The organism is Streptomyces luteogriseus, assembly GCF_014205055.1.
In the GTDB taxonomy this organism is placed as follows: domain Bacteria; phylum Actinomycetota; class Actinomycetes; order Streptomycetales; family Streptomycetaceae; genus Streptomyces; species Streptomyces luteogriseus.
The window spans coordinates 1-14,014 of record NZ_JACHMS010000002.1 but is presented as its reverse complement, the minus strand read 5'-3'; the positions used below and the strand labels follow the sequence as shown (position 1 = coordinate 14,014).

Here is a 14,014-nt window from a genome sequence, read left to right as displayed (position 1 = left end):
ACCTCGACCGGATCGTCGCGGAGCTCCGCGCCAGCAAGACCCCGCCCATGTCGTACCGCGAGCTCGCCGAGCGCTTCCGCCGGGCGGGCCACAGTGCCGGGGAGACCCGGCTCCGGTCCTCCTGGCGGCGCGTCACCGGCCAGGCCGGGGAGGCGGCGTGATGGCACTCGCCTACCTGCTCTCGATCGCGGTCAGTCTCGTGGTCCTGGCGGTGGCCCTGCGCCGCCGCCCGGCCCCGGCCCCGACTCCGCCCCAGGCGCCGGCACCCGCGCTGGCCGCTCTGCCGACTACGGCTGAGGGCGACGTGCGGGTGATCCTCGCCGCCGCTGCCCAGCTCGCCGCCCGACTCTCCACCGCCGCCTGATGGGGGAACCGATGACCGACACCCGATGCGCCGCCGCCCACCCCGAGGACCCGACCCCCTGTGACGGCCCGCCCGTCGTGACGGTGCTCGACCGGCACAACGCCGGGGCGGACGGATGCGAGCACCACGCCGCCCGGCTCCTCGCCTCGCTGGAGGGCGGCAAGGTCTACGCCCTGCCCAACGCCCCTGAGGGAGCCGCTATCCGCACCTTCAAGGCCGCCGGGACCCTCCCGCCGTACGCCTGGCGAACCCAGGCCTGACCGCACGTCAAAGCCCCGCCGGATCACCGGCGGGGCTGCTTTCGGTCCTTCAAGTCACACCAGCCCCAAAGGGGTCTGGGAGTGGCGGGGGGAACAGACGGCGCAATCAGTGCCAGGATCACCACCAGCCGTAATGAGCAACGGCCCGGGGCTCTAACACACCCGGGCCGTCCGCTCCCGAATCTCGCGCCGCTTACCCACGGCGAGAACAGGAACGTTGCTCGTGCTCAGAGTACGGAGCGAAACCGCTCCATCGCCACATCGGCCCGCTGTTGCGCCGCTAACCCCCCCGCGTGAGCGGAGTGGGGCCATGATCGAGCACCCCTCCTCCGCAGCTCCCCGCGATCTTGCCCAGCCCGAGACGGGCGGGGCGGCTGAGGGGCTTGTTACATGTGCCACAACTCGCCGTGTAAGCGAAACCGCAGGTGAGCGGCACGGAACACAGCTCAGCTTCCCGACGCCGGAACTGGTCTCAGCGGCGGCCGGACTCTTCCAGAAGCGCCCCGGCTGGGCCGGGGAGGAAGGGCCGCGCCCGCTGCTGACGATCGCGCCTGGCGTCGTCTCCATGTCGTGGCCGGACGTGGCCCGGCGGGAGCGGACGGCGGAGCGGGCTCAGGAGACTGCCCGGAAGCGGGCCGACGAAATGGCCCGCTACCTGCTGGAACACGGGCACCTGCCCGAAGATCCGGAGCCTGAGCGGGTGGTGTCCGAGTGGTCCCGGAAGTCCCGGGCCCGGATGACGCGTCGGCTTGCGGAGCTGGACTACGGACCGCTTCTGCGGATGGGCCTCCGGCTGCCCATGACCACGCTGACCTACCCCGGCGACTGGCTCGCCGTGGCGCCAACCGGCAAGGCGGTCAAGCGCCACCTGGACCAGTTCCGCAAGCGGTTCGAGCGGGCGTGGGGCTTCGCCTTCACTGGCATCTGGAAGCTGGAGTTTCAGCGCCGTGGGGCGCCCCACCTGCACCTGTGGGGGCCGGAGCCGGAAGGCACCGCCGGGGAGCTCCGGCGGCTCACCTCGACCCGCTACCGGCCCGCCGTGGGGGACGGACTGACCTACCGGGACTGGCTGTCGGCCGTGTGGGCGGACATCGTCGACCACCCCGACCTCGAGCAGCGGCGCCGCCACCAGCTCGCCGGGACGGCGGTCGACTTCCGCGAGGGTGAGCGGATGCGCGACCCCCGGCGGCTCGCCGTGTACTTCACCAAGCACGGCAGCTTCAGCGCGAAGGAGTACCAGCACCAGGTGCCGGACGCCTGGTCGGAGCCGGGCGCCGGACCGGGCCGGTTCTGGGGCTACTGGGGGTTGGACCCGGCGACGGCCGGGGTGGAGCTGCACCCGGAGGCCGCCGTGTGGGCCGGGCGGATCCTGCGCCGGTACGCCCGCGCCCAAGGAGTCACCCAGCAGCGGACCGTGCGCCGCGTCCGGGGCGGAGTCCCCGTGCCCGTCGACCAGGTCGTAGGGCTCGCGGGCGCCCAGCTCGTCACCGCGCCCGAGCAGGTCCGGTACCGCAAGGTTCGCCGCCGGACCGTCCGGCTTGGCAACGGCCGGGGCTTCCTCTGCGTGAACGACGGGCCGTCCCTGGCCGCGAACGTGGCCCGCGCCCTCGCGTTACTGACGTAGCGGCTCGCCGCCGTACGTCATCTCGGTGACGTACGGCGGCGCCCGAAGACGTACGCGCCTTCCCGGCCGGGACGGAATCCGCGGTTGAGTGGATGCGCCTGCCGAACGGCCGGCGCATCCACGCCCGCCCCGATTCGCCGCCCAACCGGCCGCGCCACAAGACCTGCCGCGTACGGTCCTGGGCCATGAACCGCATGAGGGTCTGCCAGCACTGCCAAGAGTCGTTCGAGCTGGCCGCAACGGGGCGCCCGCCCCGCTACTGCTCGGCCACCTGCCGGAAGTCGGCATGGGAGAAGCGCCGCCTGGATGAGGCCGTGGCCATCGCCGTGGCCAAGGCGGTGGCTGCCGAGCAGCGCCGGGGCCGGATTCGTGGGAACGAAACTCGGCAGGCCCCGGAGAATCGTGGGAACGAAACTCCGCCGCAGGCCACAGCCCCGGCCGGGCCGCAGCAGACCGAGTTGGCCATGCCGCAGGTGTTCAGGGCACCGGCCCCGATGCCCGAGGGTCCCTCGATCCGCAAACGGCGCCGTTTGCTGCCTCCGCCGCCGGGAGCGGGCCGCCCCGGGCCGGAAACGGGCTGACGCTGTCAGTGGTGATCCCTAAGGTGCGTTCGCATCAGTGATCACGGGGAGGGATCGTGCACCACCAGGACCACGACCAGGACCAGGTGCTCGCGGCGGTGCTGGCCGCGTTACTGCTGGTCGGAGTGACGCTCATCGCCCGGGAGTTGTTCGGGCTGTGGCCCGCCGTGGTGGTCGGCATGGGCCCGGTCGTCGCGGTCTACTGCGGCCCGCCCGCCGCACGCCGGATAGCGGTCGCGGTCGAGGTCCGGAGATTCCGCCGGCGCATCGCTGCCCACGGACGGACAGCCGGATGAACGGCCACGACGGCGCCGCGCTGAGCGGAGCGCCCACGACGGGCCCAGCCACATCGCGGCAGCAGCCGCCCCCCATGAGCCCACGACGGGCCGTCAGGTCGCCTTACGCGTCCGTCTGGTGTGACGGCGGGGGTACGGCGGTTCGGGAGGCTTCTAGGCGCTCAGACGGCCGTACAGCGCTTCGAGCCCCCCACCCCTCCCCGCTGGCCCGGTCCACGCGCACAACGACGTGGCCGCAGTCGGCGGAGCTGGCGCGCGTAAACCCCGGCGGGATGCCGCCCGGTCCGGCGGGACTTAACCCAGGATTACTTCTCCGGCGGCCCGGTCGGCGGCCGGGGCGGAGCGGGGCGGAGACAGGAGCGGCGGCCCGGGCGAGGGCCGGGCCGCGCGGCCCGCAGGGCCGCCTTGATGACGTAGAGAAAGTTGTACCGCAAAAAGCGCAGGCTATTTCCAGCCATTCAGAGTGTCATGCCTTGCGCATGTCGGACGTAGCGTGTAAGTGTGAACCGCATGACGCAGAAGACACCCGGTCAGCTCCGGGACGACGCAGCCGAGGCTCTCCGCGAGCCAGGCCGACGCAGGATCGAACTCCTCGCCGCCCTGGAGGCCGTTGACGTCGAGCTGCGGCCGTTGGTCCGTGAGGCCCGCCGGATGGAAGTGCCGATCCGCCGGATCACGGAGCTGACGGCAGTCGCCCCGAACACGGTCCGGGCGTGGGCCAAGCCGGACGCCCCGGAGGCCGGTTGATCATGCGTCCCTCGCGCGCGCACGCGTAGGGCCCCCTCCCCGGAAACGGGGTCAACCTGGAAACCCGCAGGTCACACGCGGGTTGCGGGGTCAACCGGGGACCGCGCCGCAACCGTGGGGAGCAACTCACCCAAAACAGGCGGGCCGGACCGCCGCTGGAACGGCAATCCGGCCCTAGATCCACGAACCCATAGGAAGGACAACCGTGGACCTGAAGGCAGTCTCTACGAAGATCACAGAGCCGACCAAGTCGGCCCTGGCAACGATCACGAACACGCTCGACGCGCTGGCGCCCATGGCCGCTCCGCTCGCGCTCCGTTGGGACACGGAGGCGGACCGCAGGACGAAGCTCCGGACCCCGGAGAACCTGAAGAAGCTCATGGACGCCCAGCGCGCCCACAACAGCGCGCGGTCGACGGCCGCGACGGCTCGCAGTCAGCGGACGGTGGCGCGGTCGGCGTCCAAGAACCCGTTCAGTGCCGGGCGGAAGGCCGCGAGGACGGCGGACAAGGCGGCGCGCCAGCACCGCGAGCAGGCCAAGGCCGCGCTGAAGTCGGCCCGCCGGGACTACCCGGCGACCCTGACGACGCGCGCCGTTCAGGCTCACGCGGTGCACACGGTGCCGGGCGTCGGGGCTTCGTGGCTGATGTCAACGGCGGAGCAGTGGACGCTGTGGCCCGCGTCCGTCTCGGCCGGGCTCATCGCGCTCAACGCGGGCGCGCTGTGGCTGGGTCGGCGGAAGCTGACCGTGGTCGTCGACGACGGCGCGAGCCTGGAAGAGCGCCAGCTCATGGAGCGGCTCGACCCCGCGTACTGGGTCCAGCACGCCCCCGACCGTGGACTGGGCGGCACCGTGACCGGCGTGCCGCAGCTCGGCGGCGCGGGCATTACGTGCCCGATCCGGCTGGACGGTCAGTGGGACGTGGCGAAGCTCGCCGGTGCTGAGTCGCACATCAGGAACCTGCTCGGGTGCCGAACCGCGTTGCGGCTGCGGATCAGGGCGGGCGACCGGGGCGGCTGGGCGGTCCTGACCCTGGGCACCCGCACGGCTGTTGACGGCGCGTCCCTGCTCTGGACCCCGGAGCGTCAGGGCATCGGCCTGGACACAGGCACGGGCGAGGTGGTCACCCTCCCCCACGGCCGGAAGGTCATCGCGGGCACGTCCGGCGCGGGCAAGTCGGTGCTGTTGCGGGCGATCCTCGCCCCGTACGCGCTCGACCCGATGTCGGCGGTGATCTACCTCGACGCCAAGGGCGAGGAGTCCGGCCTGTGGCGGCACTGCGCCCGGGAGGCCATCGACCCCGAGGACATCTCGGAGGTCGTGGCCGAGCTGGTCGACGAGATGCTCTCCCGCCGGGACCTGATGCGTGAGCGGCAGATCGCGACATGGCAGGCGACCGAGGAGCGGCCCCGGCTCGTGGTCCTGGTCGACGAAGGCGCCGACCTGATGGCGATGGACTCCCGGAAGGTGCCGATCCTGCCCGGCCTGGAGCAGATCGCCCGACAGGGCCGGTCGCGGCTCGTGGACCTGCTGTGGTGCACGCAGAAGCCGACCGTGGGCGAGGGCATCCCCAGCCAGATCATCGGCAACATGAGCGTGCGCGTCGTCCTCCAGACGGCGGGCCAGACCGAGACGCAGCAGATCATGGGCAAGGGCTGGCAGAACCACATGCTCCCCGGCCCCGGCCTGGCCTACGTCCGTGGCACCGGCCGCGACATGGAGCAGTCGCCCGTGGCCGTCTGGGACGCCTCCGACGACAAGGTCGTGACCTCCCTCCCGGCCCGCACGCCATGGCACCGCAAGGAGGCGCCTGCCGGAACGGCCGGCGCATCCGCCCCGGCTCCCCTGCGCCTGGTCAAGGGCGAGGACTACGAGCTGGCCCCGCCCGCGGCTGCGGTCCCGGCCCAGCCGAAGTCCCAGCCGACCAACCGGGAGAAGGTCGCGGCCGCGATCGGATCGGGCTCCCGCACGGTGGCCGACGTCGCCAACGTGACCGGCATCAACAAGGGCAGCGTCTCCAAGGCGGTCAAGTCGCTGGTTGAGGCCGGGGAAGTCGCCCGCGACGAGGACGGCGTCCTGTCCCTCGCCACGCAGGCCGGGGAGGTGTCGGCATGAGCACCGACCTGACCCAGGCCGTGGCCGACGCCCGGCAGGCGGAGACCCAGGCCGCGCAACTCGCCCAGATCCTTGCCGTGGTGCAGGCCGCCCAGGCGGCCCCGGCCGCGTGCAGCTGCTCGACCCACGCCCCGGCTCCCCGCCGGTCCGCCGGGACCATTGCCGCATGGATTGCTGGCGGCGCCGCCTGCGCCTGCGTCCTCACCGGGCTGTTCCTCGCGGTCGCCCTGGTCGCGGTCGCGGTCACGGTCGGCGGCTGCATCGGCTATCTGCTGATCCGCGAGATCCGGAAGGGGAAGTGACCATGCGCAACGTGAAGACCGCGCTCCCGGCCGTCGCCATGACGGCGGTGTCCATGGTCCTGACCCTGGCCGTGGTCGTGATGTGGCTGGGGGGCTCGATGCACTGGGGCGTAGCCCTGGTCGTCGGCCTGGGCATTGACGGCGGATGGCTCGCCGCCCTCGCCTACGACCGGCGCCTCGCCGCCCAGGGCGACCACAACGCCGTGGTGACCGGCGTCGGGTGGGGCTTCGGCGCAATCGCGACCGGCGTCCTGGTCGCCCACGCGGTCGGGGAGGACTCCCCCGGCCCGTGGCTGGCCGTCGCCTGGCTCCCCCTCGCGGCAAAGGCGCTCTGGCTCGTGCACGGGCTGTGGGAGCGCACCGCGCTCACCCCGGACGCCCTGGAAGCCATCCAGGGAATCCAGCAGGAAGCCCGCGACGAGGCAGCCGTGGCCCGTGCCCGGCTGCGGGCCGAAGCCGCCACCGAGGAGACCCGGTTGACGGCCGTGACGGAAGCCGGGGCACGTGTCGCACGCGTCCAGGCCAAGACCGCCGAGTCCCTCTCCGGGGCCTGGTCGGTGCTGGAGGCGGCCCGCCAAGGCGACGGCACCGCACGGGCTCTGACCTGCGTGACAGAGCGCGTCACGCCCGCGTCACAGCCCCGATGGGACCTCCCCGTCTGGGGGCCAATCGAGCCGGTGGCCGCCATCGAGGCCGCGCCCGCGCTGAGCGACGACGACCTCGACCGGATCGTCGCGGAGCTCCGCGCCAGCAAGACCCCGCCCATGTCGTACCGCGAGCTCGCCGAGCGCTTCCGCCGGGCGGGCCACAGTGCCGGGGAGACCCGGCTCCGGTCCTCCTGGCGGCGCGTCACCGGCCAGGCCGGGGAGGCGGCGTGATGGCACTCGCCTACCTGCTCTCGATCGCGGTCAGTCTCGTGGTCCTGGCGGTGGCCCTGCGCCGCCGCCCGGCCCCGGCCCCGACTCCGCCCCAGGCGCCGGCACCCGCGCTGGCCGCTCTGCCGACTACGGCTGAGGGCGACGTGCGGGTGATCCTCGCCGCCGCTGCCCAGCTCGCCGCCCGACTCTCCACCGCCGCCTGATGGGGGAACCGATGACCGACACCCGATGCGCCGCCGCCCACCCCGAGGACCCGACCCCCTGTGACGGCCCGCCCGTCGTGACGGTGCTCGACCGGCACAACGCCGGGGCGGACGGATGCGAGCACCACGCCGCCCGGCTCCTCGCCTCGCTGGAGGGCGGCAAGGTCTACGCCCTGCCCAACGCCCCTGAGGGAGCCGCTATCCGCACCTTCAAGGCCGCCGGGACCCTCCCGCCGTACGCCTGGCGAACCCAGGCCTGACCGCACGTCAAAGCCCCGCCGGATCACCGGCGGGGCTGCTTTCGGTCCTTCAAGTCACACCAGCCCCAAAGGGGTCTGGGAGTGGCGGGGGGAACAGACGGCGCAATCAGTGCCAGGATCACCACCAGCCGTAATGAGCAACGGCCCGGGGTTCTAACACACCCGGGCCGTCCGCTCCCGAATCTCGCGCCGCTTACCCACGGCGAGAACAGGAACGTTGCTCGTGCTCAGAGTACGGAGCGAAACCGCTCCATCGCCACATCGGCCCGCTGTTGCGCCGCTAACCCCCCCGCGTGAGCGGAGTGGGGCCATGATCGAGCACCCCTCCTCCGCAGCTCCCCGCGATCTTGCCCAGCCCGAGACGGGCGGGGCGGCTGAGGGGCTTGTTACATGTGCCACAACTCGCCGTGTAAGCGAAACCGCAGGTGAGCGGCACGGAACACAGCTCAGCTTCCCGACGCCGGAACTGGTCTCAGCGGCGGCCGGACTCTTCCAGAAGCGCCCCGGCTGGGCCGGGGAGGAAGGGCCGCGCCCGCTGCTGACGATCGCGCCTGGCGTCGTCTCCATGTCGTGGCCGGACGTGGCCCGGCGGGAGCGGACGGCGGAGCGGGCTCAGGAGACTGCCCGGAAGCGGGCCGACGAAATGGCCCGCTACCTGCTGGAACACGGGCACCTGCCCGAAGATCCGGAGCCTGAGCGGGTGGTGTCCGAGTGGTCCCGGAAGTCCCGGGCCCGGATGACGCGTCGGCTTGCGGAGCTGGACTACGGACCGCTTCTGCGGATGGGCCTCCGGCTGCCCATGACCACGCTGACCTACCCCGGCGACTGGCTCGCCGTGGCGCCAACCGGCAAGGCGGTCAAGCGCCACCTGGACCAGTTCCGCAAGCGGTTCGAGCGGGCGTGGGGCTTCGCCTTCACTGGCATCTGGAAGCTGGAGTTTCAGCGCCGTGGGGCGCCCCACCTGCACCTGTGGGGGCCGGAGCCGGAAGGCACCGCCGGGGAGCTCCGGCGGCTCACCTCGACCCGCTACCGGCCCGCCGTGGGGGACGGACTGACCTACCGGGACTGGCTGTCGGCCGTGTGGGCGGACATCGTCGACCACCCCGACCTCGAGCAGCGGCGCCGCCACCAGCTCGCCGGGACGGCGGTCGACTTCCGCGAGGGTGAGCGGATGCGCGACCCCCGGCGGCTCGCCGTGTACTTCACCAAGCACGGCAGCTTCAGCGCGAAGGAGTACCAGCACCAGGTGCCGGACGCCTGGTCGGAGCCGGGCGCCGGACCGGGCCGGTTCTGGGGCTACTGGGGGTTGGACCCGGCGACGGCCGGGGTGGAGCTGCACCCGGAGGCCGCCGTGTGGGCCGGGCGGATCCTGCGCCGGTACGCCCGCGCCCAAGGAGTCACCCAGCAGCGGACCGTGCGCCGCGTCCGGGGCGGAGTCCCCGTGCCCGTCGACCAGGTCGTAGGGCTCGCGGGCGCCCAGCTCGTCACCGCGCCCGAGCAGGTCCGGTACCGCAAGGTTCGCCGCCGGACCGTCCGGCTTGGCAACGGCCGGGGCTTCCTCTGCGTGAACGACGGGCCGTCCCTGGCCGCGAACGTGGCCCGCGCCCTCGCGTTACTGACGTAGCGGCTCGCCGCCGTACGTCATCTCGGTGACGTACGGCGGCGCCCGAAGACGTACGCGCCTTCCCGGCCGGGACGGAATCCGCGGTTGAGTGGATGCGCCTGCCGAACGGCCGGCGCATCCACGCCCGCCCCGATTCGCCGCCCAACCGGCCGCGCCACAAGACCTGCCGCGTACGGTCCTGGGCCATGAACCGCATGAGGGTCTGCCAGCACTGCCAAGAGTCGTTCGAGCTGGCCGCAACGGGGCGCCCGCCCCGCTACTGCTCGGCCACCTGCCGGAAGTCGGCATGGGAGAAGCGCCGCCTGGATGAGGCCGTGGCCATCGCCGTGGCCAAGGCGGTGGCTGCCGAGCAGCGCCGGGGCCGGATTCGTGGGAACGAAACTCGGCAGGCCCCGGAGAATCGTGGGAACGAAACTCCGCCGCAGGCCACAGCCCCGGCCGGGCCGCAGCAGACCGAGTTGGCCATGCCGCAGGTGTTCAGGGCACCGGCCCCGATGCCCGAGGGTCCCTCGATCCGCAAACGGCGCCGTTTGCTGCCTCCGCCGCCGGGAGCGGGCCGCCCCGGGCCGGAAACGGGCTGACGCTGTCAGTGGTGATCCCTAAGGTGCGTTCGCATCAGTGATCACGGGGAGGGATCGTGCACCACCAGGACCACGACCAGGACCAGGTGCTCGCGGCGGTGCTGGCCGCGTTACTGCTGGTCGGAGTGACGCTCATCGCCCGGGAGTTGTTCGGGCTGTGGCCCGCCGTGGTGGTCGGCATGGGCCCGGTCGTCGCGGTCTACTGCGGCCCGCCCGCCGCACGCCGGATAGCGGTCGCGGTCGAGGTCCGGAGATTCCGCCGGCGCATCGCTGCCCACGGACGGACAGCCGGATGAACGGCCACGACGGCGCCGCGCTGAGCGGAGCGCCCACGACGGGCCCAGCCACATCGCGGCAGCAGCCGCCCCCCATGAGCCCACGACGGGCCGTCAGGTCGCCTTACGCGTCCGTCTGGTGTGACGGCGGGGGTACGGCGGTTCGGGAGGCTTCTAGGCGCTCAGACGGCCGTACAGCGCTTCGAGCCCCCCACCCCTCCCCGCTGGCCCGGTCCACGCGCACAACGACGTGGCCGCAGTCGGCGGAGCTGGCGCGCGTAAACCCCGGCGGGATGCCGCCCGGTCCGGCGGGACTTAACCCAGGATTACTTCTCCGGCGGCCCGGTCGGCGGCCGGGGCGGAGCGGGGCGGAGACAGGAGCGGCGGCCCGGGCGAGGGCCGGGCCGCGCGGCCCGCAGGGCCGCCTTGATGACGTAGAGAAAGTTGTACCGCAAAAAGCGCAGGCTATTTCCAGCCATTCAGAGTGTCATGCCTTGCGCATGTCGGACGTAGCGTGTAAGTGTGAACCGCATGACGCAGAAGACACCCGGTCAGCTCCGGGACGACGCAGCCGAGGCTCTCCGCGAGCCAGGCCGACGCAGGATCGAACTCCTCGCCGCCCTGGAGGCCGTTGACGTCGAGCTGCGGCCGTTGGTCCGTGAGGCCCGCCGGATGGAAGTGCCGATCCGCCGGATCACGGAGCTGACGGCAGTCGCCCCGAACACGGTCCGGGCGTGGGCCAAGCCGGACGCCCCGGAGGCCGGTTGATCATGCGTCCCTCGCGCGCGCACGCGTAGGGCCCCCTCCCCGGAAACGGGGTCAACCTGGAAACCCGCAGGTCACACGCGGGTTGCGGGGTCAACCGGGGACCGCGCCGCAACCGTGGGGAGCAACTCACCCAAAACAGGCGGGCCGGACCGCCGCTGGAACGGCAATCCGGCCCTAGATCCACGAACCCATAGGAAGGACAACCGTGGACCTGAAGGCAGTCTCTACGAAGATCACAGAGCCGACCAAGTCGGCCCTGGCAACGATCACGAACACGCTCGACGCGCTGGCGCCCATGGCCGCTCCGCTCGCGCTCCGTTGGGACACGGAGGCGGACCGCAGGACGAAGCTCCGGACCCCGGAGAACCTGAAGAAGCTCATGGACGCCCAGCGCGCCCACAACAGCGCGCGGTCGACGGCCGCGACGGCTCGCAGTCAGCGGACGGTGGCGCGGTCGGCGTCCAAGAACCCGTTCAGTGCCGGGCGGAAGGCCGCGAGGACGGCGGACAAGGCGGCGCGCCAGCACCGCGAGCAGGCCAAGGCCGCGCTGAAGTCGGCCCGCCGGGACTACCCGGCGACCCTGACGACGCGCGCCGTTCAGGCTCACGCGGTGCACACGGTGCCGGGCGTCGGGGCTTCGTGGCTGATGTCAACGGCGGAGCAGTGGACGCTGTGGCCCGCGTCCGTCTCGGCCGGGCTCATCGCGCTCAACGCGGGCGCGCTGTGGCTGGGTCGGCGGAAGCTGACCGTGGTCGTCGACGACGGCGCGAGCCTGGAAGAGCGCCAGCTCATGGAGCGGCTCGACCCCGCGTACTGGGTCCAGCACGCCCCCGACCGTGGACTGGGCGGCACCGTGACCGGCGTGCCGCAGCTCGGCGGCGCGGGCATTACGTGCCCGATCCGGCTGGACGGTCAGTGGGACGTGGCGAAGCTCGCCGGTGCTGAGTCGCACATCAGGAACCTGCTCGGGTGCCGAACCGCGTTGCGGCTGCGGATCAGGGCGGGCGACCGGGGCGGCTGGGCGGTCCTGACCCTGGGCACCCGCACGGCTGTTGACGGCGCGTCCCTGCTCTGGACCCCGGAGCGTCAGGGCATCGGCCTGGACACAGGCACGGGCGAGGTGGTCACCCTCCCCCACGGCCGGAAGGTCATCGCGGGCACGTCCGGCGCGGGCAAGTCGGTGCTGTTGCGGGCGATCCTCGCCCCGTACGCGCTCGACCCGATGTCGGCGGTGATCTACCTCGACGCCAAGGGCGAGGAGTCCGGCCTGTGGCGGCACTGCGCCCGGGAGGCCATCGACCCCGAGGACATCTCGGAGGTCGTGGCCGAGCTGGTCGACGAGATGCTCTCCCGCCGGGACCTGATGCGTGAGCGGCAGATCGCGACATGGCAGGCGACCGAGGAGCGGCCCCGGCTCGTGGTCCTGGTCGACGAAGGCGCCGACCTGATGGCGATGGACTCCCGGAAGGTGCCGATCCTGCCCGGCCTGGAGCAGATCGCCCGACAGGGCCGGTCGCGGCTCGTGGACCTGCTGTGGTGCACGCAGAAGCCGACCGTGGGCGAGGGCATCCCCAGCCAGATCATCGGCAACATGAGCGTGCGCGTCGTCCTCCAGACGGCGGGCCAGACCGAGACGCAGCAGATCATGGGCAAGGGCTGGCAGAACCACATGCTCCCCGGCCCCGGCCTGGCCTACGTCCGTGGCACCGGCCGCGACATGGAGCAGTCGCCCGTGGCCGTCTGGGACGCCTCCGACGACAAGGTCGTGACCTCCCTCCCGGCCCGCACGCCATGGCACCGCAAGGAGGCGCCTGCCGGAACGGCCGGCGCATCCGCCCCGGCTCCCCTGCGCCTGGTCAAGGGCGAGGACTACGAGCTGGCCCCGCCCGCGGCTGCGGTCCCGGCCCAGCCGAAGTCCCAGCCGACCAACCGGGAGAAGGTCGCGGCCGCGATCGGATCGGGCTCCCGCACGGTGGCCGACGTCGCCAACGTGACCGGCATCAACAAGGGCAGCGTCTCCAAGGCGGTCAAGTCGCTGGTTGAGGCCGGGGAAGTCGCCCGCGACGAGGACGGCGTCCTGTCCCTCGCCACGCAGGCCGGGGAGGTGTCGGCATGAGCACCGACCTGACCCAGGCCGTGGCCGACGCCCGGCAGGCGGAGACCCAGGCCGCGCAACTCGCCCAGATCCTTGCCGTGGTGCAGGCCGCCCAGGCGGCCCCGGCCGCGTGCAGCTGCTCGACCCACGCCCCGGCTCCCCGCCGGTCCGCCGGGACCATTGCCGCATGGATTGCTGGCGGCGCCGCCTGCGCCTGCGTCCTCACCGGGCTGTTCCTCGCGGTCGCCCTGGTCGCGGTCGCGGTCACGGTCGGCGGCTGCATCGGCTATCTGCTGATCCGCGAGATCCGGAAGGGGAAGTGACCATGCGCAACGTGAAGACCGCGCTCCCGGCCGTCGCCATGACGGCGGTGTCCATGGTCCTGACCCTGGCCGTGGTCGTGATGTGGCTGGGGGGCTCGATGCACTGGGGCGTAGCCCTGGTCGTCGGCCTGGGCATTGACGGCGGATGGCTCGCCGCCCTCGCCTACGACCGGCGCCTCGCCGCCCAGGGCGACCACAACGCCGTGGTGACCGGCGTCGGGTGGGGCTTCGGCGCAATCGCGACCGGCGTCCTGGTCGCCCACGCGGTCGGGGAGGACTCCCCCGGCCCGTGGCTGGCCGTCGCCTGGCTCCCCCTCGCGGCAAAGGCGCTCTGGCTCGTGCACGGGCTGTGGGAGCGCACCGCGCTCACCCCGGACGCCCTGGAAGCCATCCAGGGAATCCAGCAGGAAGCCCGCGACGAGGCAGCCGTGGCCCGTGCCCGGCTGCGGGCCGAAGCCGCCACCGAGGAGACCCGGTTGACGGCCGTGACGGAAGCCGGGGCACGTGTCGCACGCGTCCAGGCCAAGACCGCCGAGTCCCTCTCCGGGGCCTGGTCGGTGCTGGAGGCGGCCCGCCAAGGCGACGGCACCGCACGGGCTCTGACCTGCGTGACAGAGCGCGTCACGCCCGCGTCACAGCCCCGATGGGACCTCCCCGTCTGGGGGCCAATCGAGCCGGTGGCCGCCATCGAGGCCGCGCCCGCGCTGAGCGACGACG

16 protein-coding genes are annotated in these 14,014 nt (G+C 72.7%); all 16 read left to right on the top strand.

Annotated elements, in window-relative coordinates; translation table 11 throughout:
- Positions 1 to 160: 160 nt before the first annotated feature.
- Positions 161 to 364: a hypothetical protein gene (locus BJ965_RS38665; protein WP_184918215.1), complete on the top strand. Its 204-nt coding sequence runs from the start codon at positions 161 to 163 to the stop codon at positions 362 to 364.
- A gap of 11 nt (positions 365 to 375) precedes the next feature.
- Positions 376 to 624, top strand: a complete 249-nt coding sequence (locus BJ965_RS38660; RefSeq protein WP_184918212.1) for a hypothetical protein — start codon at positions 376 to 378, stop codon at positions 622 to 624.
- A gap of 565 nt (positions 625 to 1,189) precedes the next feature.
- A complete protein-coding gene (locus BJ965_RS38655; protein ID WP_184918209.1) occupies positions 1,190 to 2,248 on the top strand; it encodes a rolling circle replication-associated protein in 1,059 nt (352 codons plus the stop codon).
- 637 nt (positions 2,249 to 2,885) lie between these two features.
- Positions 2,886 to 3,125, top strand: a complete 240-nt coding sequence (locus tag BJ965_RS38650) for a hypothetical protein (RefSeq protein ID WP_184918206.1) — start codon at positions 2,886 to 2,888, stop codon at positions 3,123 to 3,125.
- A gap of 510 nt (positions 3,126 to 3,635) precedes the next feature.
- Positions 3,636 to 3,872, top strand: a complete 237-nt coding sequence (locus tag BJ965_RS38645) for a hypothetical protein (protein WP_184918203.1) — start codon at positions 3,636 to 3,638, stop codon at positions 3,870 to 3,872.
- A 205-nt stretch (positions 3,873 to 4,077) separates the two neighbouring features.
- Positions 4,078 to 5,988 carry an FtsK/SpoIIIE domain-containing protein gene (locus tag BJ965_RS38640; RefSeq protein WP_184918200.1) on the top strand — a complete coding sequence of 637 codons (1,911 nt, stop codon included), beginning with the start codon at positions 4,078 to 4,080 and terminating at the stop codon, positions 5,986 to 5,988.
- Entirely contained in the window at positions 5,985 to 6,290 is a 306-nt protein-coding gene (locus BJ965_RS38635) for a hypothetical protein (RefSeq protein WP_184918196.1), read from the top strand. Before BJ965_RS38640 ends, BJ965_RS38635 begins: the two co-directional genes overlap by 4 nt.
- A gap of 2 nt (positions 6,291 to 6,292) precedes the next feature.
- Positions 6,293 to 7,168 carry a protein spdB gene (locus BJ965_RS38630; RefSeq protein WP_184918218.1) on the top strand — a complete coding sequence of 292 codons (876 nt, stop codon included), beginning with the start codon at positions 6,293 to 6,295 and terminating at the stop codon, positions 7,166 to 7,168.
- Positions 7,168 to 7,371, top strand: coding sequence for a hypothetical protein (locus BJ965_RS38625; protein WP_184918215.1), 204 nt, complete (start codon positions 7,168 to 7,170; stop codon positions 7,369 to 7,371). Before BJ965_RS38630 ends, BJ965_RS38625 begins: the two co-directional genes overlap by 1 nt.
- Positions 7,372 to 7,382: 11 nt before the next feature.
- Positions 7,383 to 7,631 carry a hypothetical protein gene (locus BJ965_RS38620; protein ID WP_184918212.1) on the top strand — a complete coding sequence of 83 codons (249 nt, stop codon included), beginning with the start codon at positions 7,383 to 7,385 and terminating at the stop codon, positions 7,629 to 7,631.
- Positions 7,632 to 8,196: 565 nt separating this feature from the next.
- Positions 8,197 to 9,255, top strand: a complete 1,059-nt coding sequence (locus tag BJ965_RS38615) for a rolling circle replication-associated protein (protein WP_184918209.1) — start codon at positions 8,197 to 8,199, stop codon at positions 9,253 to 9,255.
- Positions 9,256 to 9,892: 637 nt separating this feature from the next.
- Positions 9,893 to 10,132 (top strand): hypothetical protein, encoded by a 240-nt coding sequence (locus BJ965_RS38610; RefSeq protein WP_184918206.1) that lies wholly within the window; start codon positions 9,893 to 9,895, stop codon positions 10,130 to 10,132.
- Positions 10,133 to 10,642: 510 nt separating this feature from the next.
- A complete protein-coding gene (locus BJ965_RS38605) occupies positions 10,643 to 10,879 on the top strand; it encodes a hypothetical protein (RefSeq protein WP_184918203.1) in 237 nt (78 codons plus the stop codon).
- Between the two features lie 205 nt (positions 10,880 to 11,084).
- Positions 11,085 to 12,995 (top strand): FtsK/SpoIIIE domain-containing protein, encoded by a 1,911-nt coding sequence (locus BJ965_RS38600; RefSeq protein WP_184918200.1) that lies wholly within the window; start codon positions 11,085 to 11,087, stop codon positions 12,993 to 12,995.
- Positions 12,992 to 13,297 carry a hypothetical protein gene (locus BJ965_RS38595; RefSeq protein WP_184918196.1) on the top strand — a complete coding sequence of 102 codons (306 nt, stop codon included), beginning with the start codon at positions 12,992 to 12,994 and terminating at the stop codon, positions 13,295 to 13,297. The genes BJ965_RS38600 and BJ965_RS38595 overlap by 4 nt, the downstream gene beginning before the upstream one ends.
- A gap of 2 nt (positions 13,298 to 13,299) precedes the next feature.
- The coding region (locus tag BJ965_RS38590; protein ID WP_184918193.1) for a protein spdB at positions 13,300 to 14,014 on the top strand (715 nt) is incomplete at its 3' end.

What these genes read in the sequence shown, in the direction of transcription:
- BJ965_RS38665 (WP_184918215.1), top strand. Translation starts at nt 161, where the DNA reads ATGGCACTCGCCTACCTGCTCTCGATCGCGGTCAGTCTCGTGGTCCTG.
- BJ965_RS38660 (WP_184918212.1), top strand. Translation starts at nt 376, where the DNA reads ATGACCGACACCCGATGCGCCGCCGCCCACCCCGAGGACCCGACCCCC.
- BJ965_RS38655 (WP_184918209.1), top strand. Translation starts at nt 1,190, where the DNA reads ATGTCGTGGCCGGACGTGGCCCGGCGGGAGCGGACGGCGGAGCGGGCT.
- BJ965_RS38645 (WP_184918203.1), top strand. Translation starts at nt 3,636, where the DNA reads ATGACGCAGAAGACACCCGGTCAGCTCCGGGACGACGCAGCCGAGGCT.
- BJ965_RS38635 (WP_184918196.1), top strand. Translation starts at nt 5,985, where the DNA reads ATGAGCACCGACCTGACCCAGGCCGTGGCCGACGCCCGGCAGGCGGAG.
- BJ965_RS38630 (WP_184918218.1), top strand. Translation starts at nt 6,293, where the DNA reads ATGCGCAACGTGAAGACCGCGCTCCCGGCCGTCGCCATGACGGCGGTG.
- BJ965_RS38625 (WP_184918215.1), top strand. Translation starts at nt 7,168, where the DNA reads ATGGCACTCGCCTACCTGCTCTCGATCGCGGTCAGTCTCGTGGTCCTG.
- BJ965_RS38620 (WP_184918212.1), top strand. Translation starts at nt 7,383, where the DNA reads ATGACCGACACCCGATGCGCCGCCGCCCACCCCGAGGACCCGACCCCC.
- BJ965_RS38615 (WP_184918209.1), top strand. Translation starts at nt 8,197, where the DNA reads ATGTCGTGGCCGGACGTGGCCCGGCGGGAGCGGACGGCGGAGCGGGCT.
- BJ965_RS38605 (WP_184918203.1), top strand. Translation starts at nt 10,643, where the DNA reads ATGACGCAGAAGACACCCGGTCAGCTCCGGGACGACGCAGCCGAGGCT.
- BJ965_RS38595 (WP_184918196.1), top strand. Translation starts at nt 12,992, where the DNA reads ATGAGCACCGACCTGACCCAGGCCGTGGCCGACGCCCGGCAGGCGGAG.